The organism is Kushneria sp. Sum13 (genome assembly GCF_052692355.1).
The window spans coordinates 1,485,783-1,504,072 of the sequence record NZ_CP199847.1 but is presented as its reverse complement, the minus strand read 5'-3'; the positions used below and the strand labels follow the sequence as shown (position 1 = coordinate 1,504,072).

At 57.7% G+C, this 18,290-nt stretch carries 18 protein-coding genes; 4 read left to right on the top strand and 14 right to left on the bottom strand.

Features of this window, described 5'->3' with window-relative positions:
- Positions 1 to 10: 10 nt before the first annotated feature.
- Complete coding sequence (locus tag ACUN8C_RS07060) at positions 11 to 925, bottom strand: ketopantoate reductase family protein (RefSeq protein ID WP_445621531.1); 915 nt, start codon at positions 923 to 925, stop codon at positions 11 to 13.
- A gap of 244 nt (positions 926 to 1,169) precedes the next feature.
- Here ACUN8C_RS07060 and ACUN8C_RS07055 point away from each other — a divergent pair, with 244 nt between their 5' ends.
- Both ACUN8C_RS07055 and proP read left to right on the top strand, forming a co-directional pair.
- Positions 1,170 to 1,667 carry a TspO/MBR family protein gene (locus ACUN8C_RS07055; protein ID WP_445621530.1) on the top strand — a complete coding sequence of 166 codons (498 nt, stop codon included), beginning with the start codon at positions 1,170 to 1,172 and terminating at the stop codon, positions 1,665 to 1,667.
- Positions 1,668 to 1,871: 204 nt separating this feature from the next.
- Positions 1,872 to 3,314, top strand: coding sequence for a glycine betaine/L-proline transporter ProP (gene proP / locus ACUN8C_RS07050; protein WP_445621529.1), 1,443 nt, complete (start codon positions 1,872 to 1,874; stop codon positions 3,312 to 3,314).
- A 58-nt stretch (positions 3,315 to 3,372) separates the two neighbouring features.
- On the opposite strand, the gene ACUN8C_RS07045 is transcribed toward proP, so the two are convergent.
- Positions 3,373 to 4,431 (bottom strand): SDR family oxidoreductase, encoded by a 1,059-nt coding sequence (locus ACUN8C_RS07045; RefSeq protein ID WP_445621528.1) that lies wholly within the window; start codon positions 4,429 to 4,431, stop codon positions 3,373 to 3,375.
- Positions 4,432 to 4,533: 102 nt separating this feature from the next.
- Here ACUN8C_RS07045 and ACUN8C_RS07040 point away from each other — a divergent pair, with 102 nt between their 5' ends.
- Entirely contained in the window at positions 4,534 to 5,484 is a 951-nt protein-coding gene (locus ACUN8C_RS07040; RefSeq protein ID WP_445621527.1) for a LysR substrate-binding domain-containing protein, read from the top strand.
- Between the two features lie 5 nt (positions 5,485 to 5,489).
- Here ACUN8C_RS07040 and ACUN8C_RS07035 read toward each other — a convergent pair whose 3' ends face one another.
- The 8 genes from ACUN8C_RS07035 to ACUN8C_RS07000 all read right to left on the bottom strand — a co-directional run bounded on the left by ACUN8C_RS07035 (position 5,490) and on the right by ACUN8C_RS07000 (position 12,490).
- Complete coding sequence (locus ACUN8C_RS07035; RefSeq protein WP_445621526.1) at positions 5,490 to 6,425, bottom strand: DMT family transporter; 936 nt, start codon at positions 6,423 to 6,425, stop codon at positions 5,490 to 5,492.
- Positions 6,422 to 7,009, bottom strand: a complete 588-nt coding sequence (locus ACUN8C_RS07030; protein ID WP_445621525.1) for a TetR/AcrR family transcriptional regulator — start codon at positions 7,007 to 7,009, stop codon at positions 6,422 to 6,424. Before ACUN8C_RS07030 ends, ACUN8C_RS07035 begins: the two co-directional genes overlap by 4 nt.
- A 466-nt stretch (positions 7,010 to 7,475) precedes the next feature.
- Positions 7,476 to 8,165, bottom strand: a complete 690-nt coding sequence (locus ACUN8C_RS07025; RefSeq protein WP_445621524.1) for a type 1 glutamine amidotransferase domain-containing protein — start codon at positions 8,163 to 8,165, stop codon at positions 7,476 to 7,478.
- Between the two features lie 218 nt (positions 8,166 to 8,383).
- Positions 8,384 to 8,542 carry a metallothionein gene (locus tag ACUN8C_RS07020; RefSeq protein ID WP_445621523.1) on the bottom strand — a complete coding sequence of 53 codons (159 nt, stop codon included), beginning with the start codon at positions 8,540 to 8,542 and terminating at the stop codon, positions 8,384 to 8,386.
- A 247-nt stretch (positions 8,543 to 8,789) separates the two neighbouring features.
- Entirely contained in the window at positions 8,790 to 8,993 is a 204-nt protein-coding gene (locus tag ACUN8C_RS07015) for a hypothetical protein (RefSeq protein ID WP_445621522.1), read from the bottom strand.
- Between the two features lie 108 nt (positions 8,994 to 9,101).
- Positions 9,102 to 9,932 carry an undecaprenyl-diphosphate phosphatase gene (locus ACUN8C_RS07010; RefSeq protein WP_445621521.1) on the bottom strand — a complete coding sequence of 277 codons (831 nt, stop codon included), beginning with the start codon at positions 9,930 to 9,932 and terminating at the stop codon, positions 9,102 to 9,104.
- A gap of 244 nt (positions 9,933 to 10,176) precedes the next feature.
- A complete protein-coding gene (locus ACUN8C_RS07005) occupies positions 10,177 to 11,754 on the bottom strand; it encodes a methyl-accepting chemotaxis protein (RefSeq protein ID WP_445621520.1) in 1,578 nt (525 codons plus the stop codon).
- A 148-nt stretch (positions 11,755 to 11,902) separates the two neighbouring features.
- A complete protein-coding gene (locus ACUN8C_RS07000; RefSeq protein WP_445621519.1) occupies positions 11,903 to 12,490 on the bottom strand; it encodes a GNAT family N-acetyltransferase in 588 nt (195 codons plus the stop codon).
- Positions 12,491 to 12,598: 108 nt separating this feature from the next.
- On the opposite strand from ACUN8C_RS07000, the gene bla reads away from it, so the two are divergent.
- The gene (gene bla, locus ACUN8C_RS06995; RefSeq protein WP_445621518.1) at positions 12,599 to 13,492 is read left to right on the top strand and encodes a class A beta-lactamase; all 894 of its coding nucleotides are present in this window, start codon (positions 12,599 to 12,601) and stop codon (positions 13,490 to 13,492) included.
- 152 nt (positions 13,493 to 13,644) lie between these two features.
- On the opposite strand, the gene ACUN8C_RS06990 is transcribed toward bla, so the two are convergent.
- The 4 genes from ACUN8C_RS06990 to ACUN8C_RS06975 all read right to left on the bottom strand — a co-directional run bounded on the left by ACUN8C_RS06990 (position 13,645) and on the right by ACUN8C_RS06975 (position 17,806).
- Positions 13,645 to 15,108, bottom strand: coding sequence for an aspartate ammonia-lyase (locus tag ACUN8C_RS06990; protein WP_445621517.1), 1,464 nt, complete (start codon positions 15,106 to 15,108; stop codon positions 13,645 to 13,647).
- Positions 15,109 to 15,679: 571 nt separating this feature from the next.
- Positions 15,680 to 16,405 carry a PD-(D/E)XK nuclease domain-containing protein gene (locus ACUN8C_RS06985; RefSeq protein WP_445621516.1) on the bottom strand — a complete coding sequence of 242 codons (726 nt, stop codon included), beginning with the start codon at positions 16,403 to 16,405 and terminating at the stop codon, positions 15,680 to 15,682.
- Positions 16,406 to 16,511: 106 nt separating this feature from the next.
- The gene (locus ACUN8C_RS06980; protein WP_445621515.1) at positions 16,512 to 17,132 is read right to left on the bottom strand and encodes a hypothetical protein; all 621 of its coding nucleotides are present in this window, start codon (positions 17,130 to 17,132) and stop codon (positions 16,512 to 16,514) included.
- Positions 17,129 to 17,806 (bottom strand): DUF6610 family protein, encoded by a 678-nt coding sequence (locus tag ACUN8C_RS06975; protein ID WP_445621514.1) that lies wholly within the window; start codon positions 17,804 to 17,806, stop codon positions 17,129 to 17,131. Before ACUN8C_RS06975 ends, ACUN8C_RS06980 begins: the two co-directional genes overlap by 4 nt.
- Positions 17,807 to 18,290 lie beyond the last annotated feature (484 nt).

Sequence of the window (18,290 nt, the reverse complement as noted above, 5' to 3'; positions counted from 1 at the left end):
AAAGCGCATATCAGACAGAAGGGATATCACAAGTATTGCGGCTCTGCTCCAGCGCGCGGACCAGCACCAACAGGGTGTGATTGAAGGGAGTGTCGATACCGTGCCTTTGCCCCTGGCAAACGATAAAGCCATTGAGATGCTCGATTTCACTGGGACGGGCTCGGGCCAGATCCTGCGCCGTTGAAGAGTGCTGACCGGCCATGCTTTCGGCAATCGCAAGCGTTGAGTGCTCAATGTCATCGGGCAGCGTCACCGCACAGGCCTGTGCCACGGCCTGACACTCTGCAACGACGGCAAGCACCAGCGCCCGGACGCCGTCGATGGCCATCAGCGCGCCATAGGGTTGTTGCGTGATGGCGGATACCGCATTCCAGGCGCAGTTGATCACAAGCTTCGCCCACAGCATGCCGGTCACGTTGTCCGAAACCTCTGCCGAAACCCCGGCGTTTTGAAAAAGCTCCGCCAGCCTGGCGCTGATGGCCGAGGCCCCGAGCGCCAGCTCACCACGCCCGTGATGGCGCACGTGTCCCGGCCCCACTATCGCCACGGCGGCATAGACCACCACCGGGATCACCTCACGGCCCAGAACCTCAGCAAGGCGACTGGCGTTATCCACGCCGTTTTGCAGGCTTAAAACCACCGCGGTATCAGAAAGCTTCGGGGCCATCAAAGCCCCGGCCGTTTCGGTATCGGTGGACTTGACGCAAAACAGCACCAGCTCGGCGTCCTTCAGTGCGCTTGCGTGCACACTGGCCGTGACCTCAAATGTTTCACGCCCTGACGTCGTTTCCAGGCTCAGTCCCGATGATTGCATCGCCTCGACGTGCGCTGCGCGGCCGATCAGCGTGACCGTATGGCCGGCACGCGCCAGCAGCGCCCCGTAGTAGCTGCCAACGGCCCCGGCGCCCATGATCGCAATCTGCATGTGTTCTCCTTTTGGGTCTTTTCTTTGGAAATGACGCACTCATGAGACATCCTGCCCCACTGCCATACCCGGTCGCGAGCGCTATTGTGTAGGATACAGGCGCTCTCTTTTGCTGCCGCGCGCAGCGCCGAGACGGTCAAAACAGGCTTTCAAGGCAGACGTTTAATAAACAGGGCAGACATTCGATACAGATGCTTCCTACAGACCTTTCAGCTCACTACAGACTTTCCATAAGAGGCATGGCATGCAGTCACTGACTCACCGTCAACAGTACATGGGGCTTGCCGGCTGGCTATTGCTGGCCTTTATCGCCGCGGCCATTGGCGCCGTGGCCTCGGTTAACGCGGCCTCATTCTATCAACAGCTTCAGCAGCCCTCGTGGGCGCCGCCGGCCGGCGTCTTCGGTCCGATATGGACCACGCTCTATACCCTGATGGGCATTGCGGCCTGGTGTGTCTGGCGTGAAAAACCCACGCAGAACGTGCGCCCGGCACTGACGCTTTTTGTCGTACAGCTGGCCCTCAATGCGCTGTGGAGCTGGCTCTACTTTGTCTGGCACCTCGGGGCAGTCGCCTTTGCCGGCACGGTCGTTCTGTGGCTGTTGATTCTTGCCACGCTGATCGCCTTCTGGCGCATCAAGCTCCTGGCCGGCGCCCTGCTGGTGCCGTATCTGGCGTGGGTAACGCTGGCCACGGCGCTTACCTGGAGCACCTGGCATCTCAATCCGCAGATACTGGGCTGACTACCCCCTTTTAGTGCCCGTTCAAAAGGCCCGTCGCTGGTTCAAGGCGACGGGCCTTTTGCATCCAGTCTGACCGGGTGAACTCTAACAAAGGTTACAACGCCTCACGTAAAGGCACTGGCAAAGTCTGTCTGGATGGCGGATACCTGAAACAGTGAAGCTTTTTTCAGACTGAAGAAGGCAAAACCGTGAGGAATGCCGCTCATGACTGCAGCTCATGTCAGGCCTTTGCACAAGCGCGCTCGTCGGCTAACGGTCAAGGAAGTCACCGTGGTCGACCGAGCGGTACTCAATCGTGCCATCAAGGCCGCCGCGCTGGGGAACGCCATGGAGTGGTTTGATTTCGGCGTGTACAGCTATATTGCCGTGACGCTGGGGCGCGTTTTCTACCCATCCGGCAGTGCCGCCTCCCAGCTTCTGGCAACACTTGCCACCTTTGCCGCGGCCTTTCTGGTGCGCCCGCTCGGGGGCATGTTCTTTGGGCCGCTGGGGGACCGGATCGGACGTCAGAAGGTGCTGGCGGCCACCATGATCATGATGGCCGCCGGCACCTTCTGTATCGGCCTGATTCCGGACTACCACACCATCGGCATCATGGCGCCGATTCTTTTGCTGGTGGCCCGGCTGGTACAGGGTTTTTCGACCGGCGGCGAATATGGCGGCGCAGCCACCTTTATCGCCGAATACGCGCCTGACCGCCGACGCGGTTTCATGGGGAGCTGGCTGGAGTTTGGCACCCTGGCGGGCTATATCGCCGGCGCCGGTATCGTGACGGCACTAACCAGTCTGCTCAGTGACGACGCCCTGCTCAGCTGGGGCTGGCGGGTGCCCTTTTTGATTGCCGGCCCCATTGGACTGATCGGGCTTTACATCCGCCTGCGCCTTGAAGAAACGCCGGCCTTTCAGAAACAGGCCGAAGCCCGCGAGGATGAATCTCCCACACCGCGCAATCCGCTGCGTCACATGATCATGAACCACTACCGGGCGCTGCTGGTGTGTGTCGGGCTGGTACTGGTGTTTAACGTGACCGACTACATGCTGCTCTCCTATATGCCCAGCTACCTGTCGGCCAATCTGGGCTACGACACCGCGCATGGTCTGGTACTGATCCTGCTGGTCATGGCCTGCATGATGATCATCAACCCCTTCATGGGAAAACTCAGTGACCGGACAGGGCGCAAACCAATGATTTTTGTGGGATGCGTCGGTTTTGTCCTACTGTCCATTCCCTGTTTTCTACTGATCGGGCAGCACAGCATTGCCCTGGTGTTTGCAGGGCTTTTGATCATGGGGCTTTTGTTGACCTGCTTTACCGGCGCCATGCCGGCGGCGCTACCCGCCCTTTTCCCCACCGACATTCGCTACGGCGGGCTGGCGATCGCCTTTAACATTTCGGTCTCGCTGTTTGGCGGCACCACACCGCTGCTGGCCGCCTGGCTGGTCGACACCACCCACAATCTCATGATGCCGGCCTTTTATCTAATGCTGGCAGGTGTCATCGGTGGCGTGACCATTTTCCTCACCCCCGAAACGGCCAACCGCCCGCTGATGGGCGAGACCCCCACCGCCAGCTCTCACGCTGAAGCTCATGAACTGACCCGCGCCTACAACGAAGACGCCGAGGCACGGCCACCAGAAAGCGTTTAACGACAAAAGCCCGCCACTCAATGAGTGACGGGCTTGTTCGATACGCGAGGGCGACGTGTTACGGAATGACCTTCTCGGCGCGCAGGCGAGTAAAGAGGTCAAAGAAGGCAGCGCGGGTTTCGCGGAACTCGTCAAAGCCAAAGTCGCGGCATTTGACGAGGTCGTTGACGCATTCCTGCTCGCGGCCGAGGTCGGCATCGGTATGCCACCAGGAAGCGAGCTTCGTCACGTCCGATTCAACCAGACCGTGCTGCTCGGCAATCCTTTGCCACTCGGGCTCAAGACCGGCCATCTGCTCTTCCAGCGGCTGCGGCGTTTCGGGGCAGTCTGCCACTTCAAGGCCGAAGAACTCGCCGATCTCCTGCCACATGCGGCGCCAGCGGAAGGTATCACCGTTGACCGTATTGAACGCCTGATTGTGCGCGCCGGTCGTCAGGGATGCCCATTCCATCTGGCGTGCCAGCAGCAGCGCGTCGGTCATGTCGGTCAGCGCATTCCACTGAAGCTGCGAGCCCGGAAAGATGAACTGTCGACCGGTGGCCTTGCAGATCGAGGCGTAAACGCCAAGCGTGGTGCCCATGTTCATGGCATTGCCACGAGCATGACCGATGACGGTATGCGGGCGGTGCACGTTCCAGGCAAAGCCGTATTTGCCAGCGGCTTCGATCAGGATATCTTCCAGCGTGTAGTAGAAGTTCTCCCCCGGTACGCGCGGCGCCGACTCACGAAACGGCGTTTCGACCTTGCCGCTGCCATAGCTTTCAAAGGAGCCCAGATACTGCTTGGTGCCGGTGACCAGCGCCGCATGCTCGAGCTTTTCCGGGTCCAGCGCGGCAAACAGGTTATTCATCATCGCGCCATTGGCTTCGACGTTTTCCTGTTCGCTGTCACGTTTGGTCCATGTGCAATAAAAAACATGGCTGATCGGCAGGCCTTCGAGCGCCTGTGCGGTCGCATCGGCATCCAGCAGATTCGCGGAAACCGGGATCACGCCGTCCTTGCCGGTGGGCTGACGCGACAGACCGTAGACGGTCCAGCCGCTGGCGACCAGATAAGAGGACAGGTTACCGCCGGTAATGCCCGTGGCGCCGACAACCAGTGCTACACCCTTTTGCATGATGAGACTCCCTTGTTCATCAAATGATGCCAGCCATTATGGTGCTTGCGCGGCGTTGCCGAAATCGAACATCATGCAAATGATTATTGCATCAGGTGCAACATGATGGATCTCAATGCCTTACGAACGTTTGAGCGGGTCGCAGCGACCGGCAGCTTTACAGCCGCCGCACGGCATTTCCATATGGCGGTCTCCTCGGTCTCGCGCCAGGTCAGCGCACTGGAGGCGAGTCTGGGCATTCGACTGCTCTATCGCCATACCCGAGCCGTCACGCTGACCGAGGCAGGCCGGCAGTACTACGAGCAGATTCGCGTCACGCTCGAGCAGCTCAATCAGGCCACCGAGTCACTGAAAGGCCCGACGCGGGCGCCGTCAGGAACGCTGCGCATCAACAGCCCGGTGGCGTTCGGCCGCCATCAGGTGGTACCGCTGCTGCGCGGTTTTCACAAGCGCTATCCGGATGTGCACGCTGAGCTGCTGCTCACCGATGCGTTGACCGACCCGGTGCGAGAAGGCAGCGACATTACCTTTCGCGTCGGGCAGTTGGCCGACTCCTCCCTGATCGCCCGGCCGCTGGCCCCCATGAACTACGTGGTGGCTGCCTCCCCCGCCTATCTGTTGGAACACGGGACGCCCGAGACGCCACAGGCGCTGAAAGATCACGACTGCCTGCTCTATCAGGGCGAGATGGGCCGCCAGCGCTGGTATTTTCAGGCGCCCGACGACGAAGCTCCGACCGCGTTTGAGCTGGCCGGCAGCCTCTACAGCAACGATGCCGACAGCCTGCTGCAGGCCGCCATGCTGGGTCAGGGCATTGTGCTCTTTCCCACCTGGCTGATCGATGAGGCGCTGACTTCACGACAGCTGGTGCCGCTATTGAGTGGCTGGCGCTGCGAAGTCGTGCCCGAGCAACGCATGATTCATGTGCTGACCACCGACGGTCGGCTGCGCACGCCCAAGGTCGCCGCCTTCATGAGCTACCTGCAGGACGTTATTGGCGATGCGCCATCGTGGGACAAGTGGCAGCATCCCGACGCGCCGCCCGCCTCATAGCCACGTCAGCCGGCCGTCGATGTCGCCTTGTTGCGCCGTACGCGGGGCCAGCGCATCGGCGCCGAAAGACACATCAGACAGGCGATCACCAGCACAATGCCGGCCCAGCCCAGCGGCGGCAGCCGCTCGCCAACGATCACCACCGCCAGCAGCGCGGCCACGACCGGCTCGAACAGTGTGATGGTGGTGGCCGTACTGGCCGGCACCCTGGCCAGGCCATATCCGAAACCGAGATAGCCCAGAAACATTGGTACCAGCGCCATGTAGAGCCCGACGGCAGCGTTGTTGATGGAGCCCATGAGCGGCGCGCCGGTGAGCAGCAGTACCGGCATCAGCATCAGCCCGCCCAGGCCAAAGGTCGCCCCCATCGCCGCGCGCGTCGGGATGCCGCCCTGCATCAAGCGCCGTGCCGACCAGGAATAAAACGCATAGGTCAGCCCGGCCACCAGGCCCATCGTCACGCCCTGGAACACCTGTGTGGTACTGCCCACGCCGGCATGTGGCCCGGTCTCGGCCAGACACAAAAGCCCCATGCCGACCAGGCCCAGCGCCGCGCCGATTTTCCAGCGCATGCCCAGCGTCAGACCGTCAAAGCGCGATTCGATCAACGCCGAGAGCAACGGCGCCGAGCCGATCGACACCACCGTGCCGATGGTGACCCCGGCCAGGCGCATCGAGCCATAAAACGCCAGCGGATAGATCGCCACCGCCACCGCCCCGGAAAGCAGCCAGGGCCAGCGCGTGCGCAGACGGGGCCAAACCTTTCGAATACGCGGGGCCGCCACCAGCGCCTGCAATAGTCCACCCAGCCCCATCGCCACGGCACCAATGGCCACCGCGCTGACCTCCGGGGCCAGCGTCGCGGCGGTGCCGGTGGTGCCCCACAGCACGGCGGCCAGCAGAACCCCCAGAACCCCTAGAAGATGTTCACGAGCGTTCACAGGGCACCTACCAGAGCGCTCGCCATGTCATGAGCCTCACGAACACAGCGGCTGTTGCCTTCAAGCCCCGCGCGCACTATCGCCCCTTCCAGCAAAAAGGCGAGCTGCTGCGCCAGACGCGCGGCGAAAACCTCATCATCGGTCAGCTCAATGAGCGGTGCGGCCAGCAGCGCCTCGACCTGCTGCTTGTGACGACGCACCACGTCGCGCCCTTCATGCCCGACCGGCAGTTCGGCGGCAGCGTTAAGCAAGCCGCAGCCGCGAAAACCGCGTTCATAGGCCCATTCCGCGTGGTCCTGATAGGCCAGAAACACCGCCAAGACCTGATCGCTGGGCGTGACAGCCCGGGCCAGCCGCGTCTCATACAGGGCCAGCCATTCGGCGTGACGCGCCGCGAGATAAGCCGCCACCAGCGCTGTCTTGGACTCGAAATTGTTATAAAGGCTTTTTTTGGCCACGCCGGCACGCTTGACGATGGCATCGATGCCGGTGGCGGTAATGCCATCGCTGTAAAACAGCACGGCGGCAGCACTGAGCAGACGCTCACGCGCACTGGCGCTCGACAGGATTTCAGGAGAAGTCATGGACGTGGTCCGAAACGTTGAGTAGGTAGACCAGTCTACCTACTCTTGATTTTGACTCAAGCGCGCGCGGTGAAAAGCATGGCGTATGAGCAAAAGCTCTATAATCAAACAGTCCCATGAACAACAGCCTGACGAACAAAAGCCCAATGAACAGAAAGAGCCACGCGAGCAGAAGTTGCTGTAAGTGATCGCCGCTTGGCTGAAATCCGTGTATTAGTGTTTTTTTATAGCCTCGAGCGGGGCATTATGAATCCGGCCTTCGGGACAGGGGCCTTTGACAACGAGAAGGAAAGCAACACATGAGTCCCCGGCTAATCTTTATCCTGCTGGCGTTTCTGGGATTTACCATCTGGATACTGCTCGACAAATAATCTACCCCCTGGAGGCGACAAACCCTCTGAGGTAGTTGAAACAAAAAAAAGCCCCGACGCATCTGCGCCGGGGCTTTTTTTGAGCCATCAGGCCGTTAGCGCTTGAGCGCCTCCAGCAGCTTCTCGGCCACGGCCTCCGAGCTTGCCGGGTTCTGGCCGGTGATCACCAGGCCATCCACGACGGCAAACGGCGCAAAGGCTTCTACTTTCTGATAGTCCGCGCCGCGGCGCTTGAGCTCATCTTCCAGCAGATGCGGAACCACGTCGGTCAGGCCAACCGCGGCCTCTTCCTCATTGGTAAAGCCTGCCACCCTTTTGCCCTTGATCGCGAACTCGCCTTGCTCGTCTTTAAGGTTCAAAAACGCAGTCGGCGCGTGACAGACCGACGCGATCGGCTTTTGCTGGCGCAGGAAGTCTTCCAGCAGCGCGATGGAGTCCTGATTTTCGGTCAGATCCCACAGCGGGCCATGACCACCGGGATAGAACACGGTGTCGAACTCCTCGGCGCGCATGTCAGCCAGCCGCTGAGTATTGGCGATACGTGCCTTCGCGTCTTCATCGGCGTAAAAACGACGCGTGGCGTCGGTCTGGGCATCCTCGCCTTCGCTATTGGGGTCGATCGGTGCAGCACCGCCAGCAGGCGTTGCCAGCGTGATGTCACAGCCGGCATCCAGGAAGGTGTAGTAAGGCGCGGCAAACTCTTCTGCCCAGAAACCGGTCTTGTGGCCGGTGTTGCCCATTTCATCGTGAGAGGTCAAAACCATCAAAATACGTGCAGCGCTCATGGAGTACTCCTGTTGGCGTGGATTACTTCATGAGATGGATGCATCCGGACCATATATCAAGGCAGTGTCCCCGGGCCTTTTGTCGCAGCCCGGAAAACATGCGTCACGCCAGACGGCACTCCAGTAAACGCGTGCCATAAAAAGGCCCTTCGACGCATCGCCGAAGGGCCATATCAGGCCATCAAGACAGGCTTTTGCCCACCCTGATCAGGGCATGATTACTTGCCGCAGCTGCAGTTGTGGCCGCAGTCTTTTGAACCATCGGCATGACCGGTGGCGCAGGCCTGGCAGCAGTACAGCGCGCCGTCACGCTCAACGGCATTGTCGCCGACGCTGCAGGTGCATTTCGGGCAGGCACAGTTGGTCTGGTCAGACATGGTGATGCTCCTTGATCAGGGAAACAAAATGAGATGAACAACATCTTTGTAAACCTTGTACCTTCTATAAGGTCAATGCTTTTCAACAAGGTCGTGACGAAGCACCCCAGCGACAGAGAACGCATGCTCAAACAAGGGGCCGGCCGCCGCACCTGGATATAACATCATGGATATAAAAAAGGCCCACCGGTCGATCACCGATGGGCCTGATGCTTGATGCCACGAAGGACCCGGTGCCGCGAAAGGCTCAGACTTCGTCGTTCAGCCGCTGGCAGTCTTCTTCTGCTTCCTCGCGGACTTCATACTCCTCGCTGACATACTGCGCCTGCTGGTGATCCCAGATGCGAAAGCACGCCAGCGGCATGTCATCCATTTCCTTTTGCTGCTCCCGATTGGGGGCGCCCTTCACGTGTGCGGTCGCGTGCTCATGCACTTCATAACGGCTTGCCATGCCTTCCTCCCGATGGGTCAATCACGGGGAAAAGTGTGGCCATGAACGCCGTGAAATGCCACCTAACGACTTGCACAAGTGCCCCCGGAAGAAGCCCCGGCACCGGCATCAGGCCTGCGCGGTGCTCCAGTCGATGATGCCGAAATACCATGTGGCCAGAATCAAAAGACCAAAGGCGATGCGATACCAGGCAAACACGGCGTAGCTGTGGCTGGCGATGAACTTCAACAGGGCCCGCACCGTCAGCATCGCGACAATAAAGGTGGTCACAAAGCCGATGGCGAAGATCGGCAGATCCGCCATGTGCAGAATGTCGCGGTACTTCCACAGCGAATAGACCGTAGCCGCGACCATGGTCGGCATGGCGAGAAAAAACGAGAAATCCGTGGCAGCCTTGCGCGACAGCCCGAACAGCAGCCCGCCGATAATGGTCGAGCCCGAACGCGACGTGCCGGGAATCAGCGCCAGACACTGCGCCAGCCCCACCTTGAGCGCCAGCTGCCAGGTCATGTCATCGACCGTCTCTGCCTTGATGGTGTGCTCGCGCTTCTCCGCCCAGAGCATCACGAACCCACCGATGATCAGCGCCGTTGCCACGGTAATGGGGTTGAACAGCCAGTGTTCGATGGTATCGGCCAGCAGAAGCCCCAGAATGACGGCGGGAACAAAGGCCACCAGCACGTTGAGCGCAAAGCGCTGCGCCTGTGGCTCGCAAGGCAGGCCACGGACCACGCCCAGCACGCGCGCCCGAAACTCCCACATGACCGCCAGAATGGCACCGAGCTGGATGACAATCTTGAAGGCAGTGGCCGTATCACCGTTAAAGTTGAGCAGATCACCGGCGATGATCAGGTGTCCGGTACTGGAGACGGGCAGAAATTCGGTCAGTCCTTCCAGTATTCCCAGGATAAAGGCTTGCAGCGCGGCCAGAGTCAGCATGGTCATTCCATCAAAGGGATCAACAATACACGGGCGCCATCGCACCCGCAGGAGCAGGCGTCAAGGAGGCCAGCACCACCGGCCCTCTGTCACCCGAAGTTATCAACGCCCTATGACTGCTGCCTTGGCAAAACATTCCCGCCGAGACCGAAATCAGGCGCGACATGATCACTTCACCTCACAGTGAGCGCCGACACGACCGCTCTGCCTCTGTTGCATCTGCCCATGCTGACCGGGGATGCTCTCAGACTCGGCCATAAGCACCTGCGATCTGATCGCCAAGTCTGAACCGGCCCACTGCAGCCACCAGCTCATGGGCCTGAGTGTTCAGGCTGACCGCCGCGGCAGCGGACTCCTCGACCAGCGCCGCGTTTTGCTGCGTGGTTTCGTCAATCTGGCTGATGGCCTGACTGACCTGCCCCACGGACAGGTTCTGCTCGCTGCTGGCACCGCTGATCTCCCCGACAATATCGCTGACATGGCGAATGGACGAGACGATATCCGCCATGGTTTTGCCCGCCTGATCGACCAGCGTCGTGCCCTTTTCCACCCGCTCGACACTTTCGTTGATCAGTGCACGAATGTCTTTGGCCGCCTCGGCACTGCGCTGAGCCAGGCTTCGTACCTCGCTGGCCACCACGGCAAATCCGCGGCCCTGCTCACCGGCACGCGCGGCTTCCACCGAAGCATTGAGCGCCAGCAGATTGGTCTGAAAGGCAATGCCGTCGATCACGCTGACGATGTTGTTGATTCGATGACTGCTGTCGTTGATGTCGCGCATCGTCTGCACGACCCGGCCGACCACCTCACCGCCCTGATGCGCCACGCTACTGGCACTGGAGGTCAGCTGATGGGCCTTTTGCGCGTTATTGGCGTTCTGGGCCGCGCTCGAGCCCATCTCCTCCATGGAGGCAGAGGTCTGCTCGATCGCCGAGGACTGCACCATGGTGCGCTGACTCAAGTCATCGTTGCCCTGTGAAATCTGCGCGCTCGCCGAGGCCACGCTCTCGGCATTGCGGCGCACGCTGGCGACCACCGCGGCCAGTCCCAGCACCATCTCCTTTTGTGCCATCAAAAGCTGGCCGATCTCATTGCGTGAGCGCGCCTCCACGCTGACCGACAGATCCCCGGCAGCCACCGCCCTGGCCTGTTGCACCGCCTGCCCCAGCGGCCCCGTAATACCGCGGGTAATCACCACCGCCGCCACGACCGAGATGGCCACGGCAATCAACGCCAGGATCAGTGTGTTCAGCATCGCCTGGTGATACTGGGCTTCCCCGCGTGCCATCGACGCCTGCGCCGCCGTCAGTTGAAGACCGGTCAGCTCGCTGATGGCATGACTGATTGGATCGATGGCGGTGTATAGCGGTCCAATAACACCATCAAGCTGGCCCCGGACCAAACCGGTCATGCCCTGCAGTCGCTGCTCGAGAGCGCCCAGCGCCTCATCAGCGGTCATGAACAGCGACTGGGCCCGAGCGACCGCGGCGGCCTCCTCGGGCGTCAGCTTCGTATCCTTGTAGTCCGCCCAGTGACGCTTGATGGCCTCATGAGCATGGCGCACGTCCTGCAAGGCCTCTTCGGACGTTATCAGCCCGACATTGGCCTTGTTGATCGCATCGATGACCTCCACGGCATAGGCATCCGAAATCACCTTGAGATCCTTCAGGGGCACCACCCGGTCGTCATACATCGACTTCATTGTGTCATTGATGCTGCGAAGGCTCAGCGAATTCAACGCGCCGCTGAGCACCAGAAACACCACAGCGACCAAAAACCCCAGCCCGATCTGCTTACTGATGGAAAGATCTCTTATGGTCATGGCACCGGTTCCAGAGAGGGTTTGACCAACCCTTGGCGGAGAAAGGAATCCTCTCGATATCGGCGCAGACGCCGAATGCTTTAAGCACTGGAATCGTCTTTGTGGCAGGAAAAAACAGCTGGTCAGGTTTGAGCCCAATACAGGACCGTCATGACCATTCCTCGGCGGTGATGGCGTACCGGTCGTGGTCCCGCCACTGGCCGGCAATGTTGAGATAGCGCGGCGAGTGGCCTTCCAGCCTGAAGCCCAGCGATTTAACCAGCGCCACCGAGGCCACATTGGCGGGCTGGATGTTGGCCTCCAGCCGATGCAGCCGGTGGTGGTGAAAAGCCTGCGTGATGACCAGTGCCATTGCCTGTTTCATCAGCCCCTGACCGTTATACGGCGAGAACGCGTAATACCCCAGAAACGCCGATTGGAACGCCCCGCGCACGATGTTATTAATGTTGATACAGCCCACCATCTGACCTTCGCCGTTTCGGGCCAGATAGCTGACGTGATGGTCTGTCGAGTACCTCACAATATGCTGGGCGAACCGCTCTGCATTCGGCGGCGGATCGACCCATTCATCCAGCAGATCGCGGCTTCGCGCGACGGCGTCGAGAAATGCTGTTTCATCGTCGGGCTGCACCCGGGATATGACCACAGTCATGGTGTTGCTCTCTCCTGTTACGGTGAATGAGACGTGCCACGACAGCGATTCGCCCCGCCCACCCGCGCCGCGCCGTCGCTTCATCAAGGTACCTAATGCGCACCCCCATCGCACCAAAGACGTGCCTGCGGCGCTGTATAACGCCACCGCTTCGTGCCATGTTGCGTTTTTCCCCGACTCAGGATGCCCCACATGCCGCTGATCAACCGTCGACGTCTGCTCTTGACTGCCTCACTGCTGCCGCTGGCTGCTCTGCCCGGGCCGCTACTGGCCAAAACGGCGACGGCTTCGGGCCGTCAGCAGGTTCAACACAAGCTTCAGGCGCTGGAAGACAAATACGGCGGCCGGCTGGGGGTGGCGCTCATGAATGTGGGCACGGGCGCGGTAACCAGCCATCGCGGCGATGAGCGGTTTTTGTTCAACAGCACGGGCAAGGTCTTCATTGCCGCGGCCATGCTGGCGCAGGTCGATCGCGGTGAGGCATCGCTTGATCAGCCCATTGAGGTCAAAACATCCGATCTGACCGGCTGGACGCCCGTGACGGAAAAGCAGCTCGGCAGCCCCGGCATGACGATCGCGGAGCTCTGCCAGGCCGCAGTGGCCTGGAGCGATAACGCCGCCGCCAATCTTGTGATCGAGCGCCTTGGCGGCCCGGCGAAGGTGACGGCCTTTCTGCGCAGCATCGGCGATACCACCACCCGGCTGGATCGCAACGAGCCCACACTCAACGAGCATGATCACGAAGGCGACGAGCGCGATACCACCACCCCACTGGCGATGATGCAGACCCTGCGTACCCTGGTGCTGGGCGAGGCGCTGACCCCGTCGTCGCGCCACCAGCTCGCCGCCTGGATGATCGAGGGCAAGACAGGTGACACCCGCCTGCGCGCCGGTATGCCCGCCGGCTGGCTGATCGGGGAAAAAACCGGCACCAACAGCGTCGGCAACGCCGCGGATATCGGCATTGCCTGGCCCTCAAACCGCGGCGCGGTGATTGCGGTGGCCTATGTCTATCTGCCGGAGGCCGACAAGGCGCAGCGCGATCAGGTCATCGCGGAGATCGGCCGACTGTCGGCGAGCGTTTGAAGTCATGGCGAGCGTTTGGAGTCATACCGGCACCGATTTTATGCCTGGGCAGCCCCATGGAAATATCCGAGGGGCTGCCTTGTTGCCCTGATCCTGCTAAAGAGCACTGACACGCTTCAGCGACCCCCTTTGGGCGTTACAGCATCAAAGGACTACTGATTGCCTTTAATACTCTTCGGCCCCAGGCGCGGCGCGATCATGTTCTCGGGGCGCAGGATATCCTGCAGGGTCTCTTCATCCAGCAGCTGCTCCTCACGCACCAGCTCCAGCACTCCTCGGCCACTGACCAACGCCTGCTGGGCAATACGCGTCGAGTTCTCGTAACCGATATAGGGGTTCAGCGCCGTTACCAGCCCGATGGAGGCTTCCACCAGCGCCTGGCAGTGCGCCCGGTTTGCCGTAATACCGACAATGCACTGCTCGCGCAGCATATCCATGGCCCGCGTCAGAAGGCGAATGGAGTCAAAAATCTTGTAGGCGATCAGCGGTTCCATGACGTTGAGCTGCAGCTGGCCGCCTTCGGCCGCCATGGTCAGGGCAAGATCATTACCGATGACTTCAAAGGCCACCTGATTGACGGCTTCCGGGATCACCGGGTTCACCTTGCCGGGCATGATGGAGCTGCCCGGCTGGCGCGCCGGCAGATTGATTTCATTAAGCCCGGTACGCGGTCCGCTGGAGAGCAGGCGCAGATCGTTGCAGATTTTTGAAAGCTTCACCGCCAGACGCTTGAGCATGCCCGAGAAAAGAACGAAGGCGCCCATGTCGGAGGTGGCTTCAATCAGATCGGTCGCCGGCACCAGCGGCTGACCGCTGATCGCCGCCAGCCGATTGACCGCGACATGCTGATAGCCCGGATCGGCATTGATCCCCGTGCCGATCGCGGTGCCGCCCAGATTGACCTCACGCAGCAGTGGCGGCACCTGCTGACGCAGATGGCCCAGGTCCTCCCCCAGGGTCGTGGCGAACGCCTGAAACTCCTGGCCCAGCGTCATCGGCACCGCATCCTGCAGCTGGGTACGCCCCATCTTTAACACATCCGCGAAGGCCTTTCCCCGCTCGGCGAAGGATTCACACAGCTGCTCCAGACTATCCAGCAGTGCATCATGACCCAACAGCAGGCCGAGGCGAATGGCCGTCGGATAGGCATCGTTGGTCGACTGCGACATGTTCACATCATTGTTGGGATGCAGGTGATGGTAATCGCCCTTGGCACGCCCCAGAATTTCCAGGCCGACATTGGCGATGACTTCATTGGCATTCATGTTGGTCGAGGTGCCCGCCCCGCCCTGGATCATGTCGACCACAAACTGATCATGATAATGGCCATCAATGATGCACTGGCTGGCCTCGTGAATGGCTCTGAAGCGCTGCTCATCAAGATGACCCAGATGATGATTGGCCTCTGCCGCAGCCTGTTTGACCATGGCCAGGGCCACGACCAGACGAGGGTAATGGGAGAGCGGTACGCCGCTGAGGTGGAAGTTGTTCACCGCGCGCAGCGTTTGAATACCGTAATAGGCATCCGCCGGCACATCGAGCATGCCCAGCAGATCCTTTTCCTGACGAACGCCCGGGGTACTGTCACTGGCGCCAAATGTTTGAGACGAAGTCATGCCGGTATTCCACCCCACCGAAAGAGAAAAAAGATCAAGAGAAGTCAACGCGGCAACACTACTCGCCCCGACACCCGCCGACCAATGCCGTTACCTTCTGTATCATGCCGGGTCGGCATATCGATGTCGGGAGTGATGTGATCGCTGGGTGTCGGACAGTCAAAAAATGAGCATCAATTGCCTGACCGAGGCAGTGCTTTGTGATGTCTTCAAGGCACCCTTAATGCAAGCAAGATCGTGCGTGAAATAGCCCGATCTTCGGTTTTTTAAACGGTCAGCACAGGAGTCGTGAGAAATTGTCAGGCAGGATAAAGCGACGGCCGAGGCAGGACTATAAAATCATCCTAAGCAATTGATTTTATTGGACCACATGACTGACTTAACAACAGAATATGCCACTAGGTATACCATGGGGTGCAATCGGAGGATCATACTTTACCATGTAGGTATTCGGTCTAAAGGCGGCTTACGCCTAGAAGCGGGCGTGATATCACGCCTGCAGAATTCGCACACTTGGAATGGAACTGAAGGCGCAATGAAAAGAGCGCCGCTGCGCCTGTACTAGTTAAGTTCAATGCTTAATAACAATGACCGACACGGCATCGTTTACCTCTAGGTCATTTTTAAATTCCGTCTCATCTCTAATGCTTCCAATGTCATAAACAAGAAATATTATTGATCTATATTCCCTTGAATACGCCATTATGTCTGCATTTATCTCATCAACGATAGTCTTGCTTTTAGTTGTAGTTTTTGACAACTTCACCTCTAGAGCTAAACCAAGCTTTTGAAATATGAAATCTGGAACGACCTCTTTTATCGAAATTTTAACTCTTCCAGTTTCTCGGTCGTAATCCACACCCTTTTCCATACCCCTGCCAATTAGCAATTGCTCCACCACATCTTGAACTAGAATTTCCTTATCGGGCCTATCAAACATTGCACGCCTTAGATTAGCTTGAATAAAGTCCTTTATTTGAAGCGTCTTGTCTTCCTTAAGACCAATCTTATTTTCAAGAAATGCTTTCAATATGGAAAGATTGGAATGTACTGAATCAAAATAGCTTTTTTGTTGAATTGCAATCGTATCCCCCATTGAGGGAACTCTATCTAGATCGTATAGGTCAAGCAGGGCCGTGCCAGAGGTAACTGCCGCAACCTCTCTCACAAGAGAATTGTACTTCCGCATATAAGTTTGATAGCTAGAGTGCTTCCATACATCCGATTCGGAGCTAGCTTTCAGGCTTTGATTCATTGAATCAAGCAGGGCGCTCGCAAAGGATAAATATTCCTTCAACTGATCTCTGTTATTATCCAATTTATCGATATCTCCAAGAATCTAGTCCCGCGCTCATAGGTAAATCATGAGCGCGGCAAATAATTTATTCATATGCAGCGCTTTGCTAGCTTGAAGTATGCCCGTGACCTTTTCCATAGTTAACACCACTCGTATCAACATCTACCCCGGGTGAGTTTTCTATAAACTCTTGATACTTTTCGGCTGTAGCTACTTTAAGAGCCCTTAAATAAACAACTGCTGCTACTATTACAATATAGGGTAATGACCGAGCGGGCTCAAAATTACTAATTGAAGAAGAGAGTCCCGGCACCACCCTGTCAAAAAAGTGGTAAATCAAAACAATACCGGCAAGCGCAGACCCTAAAGCTAGCTGTATACGTAGATGCTCAATCATTTTATTTTTTTGTCTGTGAGAACCAAAATAATAATGAATATCCTTAAGATCAGACTTCATTAAAAACTGTCTCTCTATATTTGCGATAATTGCTAAGTTCCTGTTATACCAATACGCCGCATCGAATAGATGAGCAACCAACCAAGCGCTTAGAAGCAATATAATACTTGCAGCTATATCTAAGGAAATCACCTTTTTTTCTACTAGAGCAAATATTGCAAATGCGCCAACCAATACGCCAACACTCTGCCAAACGACCATGATATGCCTATTTATATCATTGAACATTTGGTCATACATCTTCAGCAAAAACTCTTCTCTACTACTCATAAGGTCACCAGTTTGGCCAACTTCTTTACTTCGTCATGCACCACATAGCCATCCCACAACTTATTTATATTTCTCAAAGACTCAATTAAACAGTTTTCATACCCGCCTTCTGGATGTGGCCTAAATATCTGCCCATCAAAGTAGTCGCCAAAACGCGCATCAAAGGTAAACCGGTTGCAATCCAAAGAAATGACTTTTAGCTTTTCTGCAAGTTGCCTCTGAACATCTGGGCGCCCACCCAACAAGTGAACCGGCCTATCAAAGCTTTGCAAACTGACCTTCGTGCCCCCGTATCGTGTGGGGACACTATACCCCAATATATAATCACTTGGGATCAGCTCGCTTATTCGCCCATTTAACAGGGTATCTTTAGGAACGATAGCAACATAATCAGAATGCAATGCCAACTGTTCCGCCTCACGTAGGACCTGATCAAGTTTAAATATACATTCTACGTCTCGCGCGATTGTCATCTTCGGCTTTTTCTGAGCAGCAGCATCAATATGACGCGAAAAATCATAATTTTTCCAGTCAATATCTAGAAACCCCACTCCTTCAAAAGAAAAGGTTTTTACATCTCTAAGGTTGGTATACCTAGCCCCAGGGTACCAACCATGTTGCGCTGCAATACAAATGGCTTTTTTACTGTGCGCTATAAACTTGAATACTTCCATTTATCCTTCCAGCTAATGCTAATTGCACTGGTGTCCTTTACAGAGCAAAGCTACGTAATGGGCATCCGTGTGACGCGAATGGTTTGGTAGTCAGAAATGTTCTTAATCCCTACCAGCGCGCTGTCGACTCCCCGCCCCGCCTGCGCGCTAAATGGGTCGGTTTTATTGCACCCTTGCAGGTGGCCTCGAACAGCGTCGCTGCTGGGCCGCACTGCGGTTTTGTAGCTCGTGAAAATCTTGCGTTTCCTTGCATTTCACGCCCACCCAATAGGCACGCTTGCCCGGTAAAACCACCATGCCGGTACGGGTTCGAGCGACGGCGTGAAAACAGGTGTCCTGTCCGTTCTCTGTAAGGCTCTGCTAATCCTCAAACGACGATATTGAATCAGGCTGACCAAGTAAAGTTATGTAATGCCATTAATCCTAAAGTAGCGTGCTTTTTTAGGCCCGTTCGCTTCCAAAATGAAATGATCACGCCCTATTT

Excerpts from the sequence above, each read along its gene's own strand:
- ACUN8C_RS07060 (WP_445621531.1), bottom strand. The coding sequence starts at position 925 with ATGCAGATTGCGATCATGGGCGCCGGGGCCGTTGGCAGCTACTACGGG.
- ACUN8C_RS07055 (WP_445621530.1), top strand. The coding sequence starts at position 1,170 with ATGCAGTCACTGACTCACCGTCAACAGTACATGGGGCTTGCCGGCTGG.
- proP (WP_445621529.1), top strand. The coding sequence starts at position 1,872 with ATGACTGCAGCTCATGTCAGGCCTTTGCACAAGCGCGCTCGTCGGCTA.
- ACUN8C_RS07045 (WP_445621528.1), bottom strand. The coding sequence starts at position 4,431 with ATGCAAAAGGGTGTAGCACTGGTTGTCGGCGCCACGGGCATTACCGGC.
- ACUN8C_RS07040 (WP_445621527.1), top strand. The coding sequence starts at position 4,534 with ATGATGGATCTCAATGCCTTACGAACGTTTGAGCGGGTCGCAGCGACC.
- ACUN8C_RS07030 (WP_445621525.1), bottom strand. The coding sequence starts at position 7,009 with ATGACTTCTCCTGAAATCCTGTCGAGCGCCAGTGCGCGTGAGCGTCTG.
- ACUN8C_RS07025 (WP_445621524.1), bottom strand. The coding sequence starts at position 8,165 with ATGAGCGCTGCACGTATTTTGATGGTTTTGACCTCTCACGATGAAATG.
- ACUN8C_RS07020 (WP_445621523.1), bottom strand. The coding sequence starts at position 8,542 with ATGTCTGACCAGACCAACTGTGCCTGCCCGAAATGCACCTGCAGCGTC.
- ACUN8C_RS07015 (WP_445621522.1), bottom strand. The coding sequence starts at position 8,993 with ATGGCAAGCCGTTATGAAGTGCATGAGCACGCGACCGCACACGTGAAG.
- ACUN8C_RS07010 (WP_445621521.1), bottom strand. The coding sequence starts at position 9,932 with ATGCTGACTCTGGCCGCGCTGCAAGCCTTTATCCTGGGAATACTGGAA.
- ACUN8C_RS07005 (WP_445621520.1), bottom strand. The coding sequence starts at position 11,754 with ATGACCATAAGAGATCTTTCCATCAGTAAGCAGATCGGGCTGGGGTTT.
- ACUN8C_RS07000 (WP_445621519.1), bottom strand. The coding sequence starts at position 12,490 with ATGAAGCGACGGCGCGGCGCGGGTGGGCGGGGCGAATCGCTGTCGTGG.
- bla (WP_445621518.1), top strand. The coding sequence starts at position 12,599 with ATGCCGCTGATCAACCGTCGACGTCTGCTCTTGACTGCCTCACTGCTG.
- ACUN8C_RS06990 (WP_445621517.1), bottom strand. The coding sequence starts at position 15,108 with ATGACTTCGTCTCAAACATTTGGCGCCAGTGACAGTACCCCGGGCGTT.
- ACUN8C_RS06980 (WP_445621515.1), bottom strand. The coding sequence starts at position 17,132 with ATGAGTAGTAGAGAAGAGTTTTTGCTGAAGATGTATGACCAAATGTTC.
- ACUN8C_RS06975 (WP_445621514.1), bottom strand. The coding sequence starts at position 17,806 with ATGGAAGTATTCAAGTTTATAGCGCACAGTAAAAAAGCCATTTGTATT.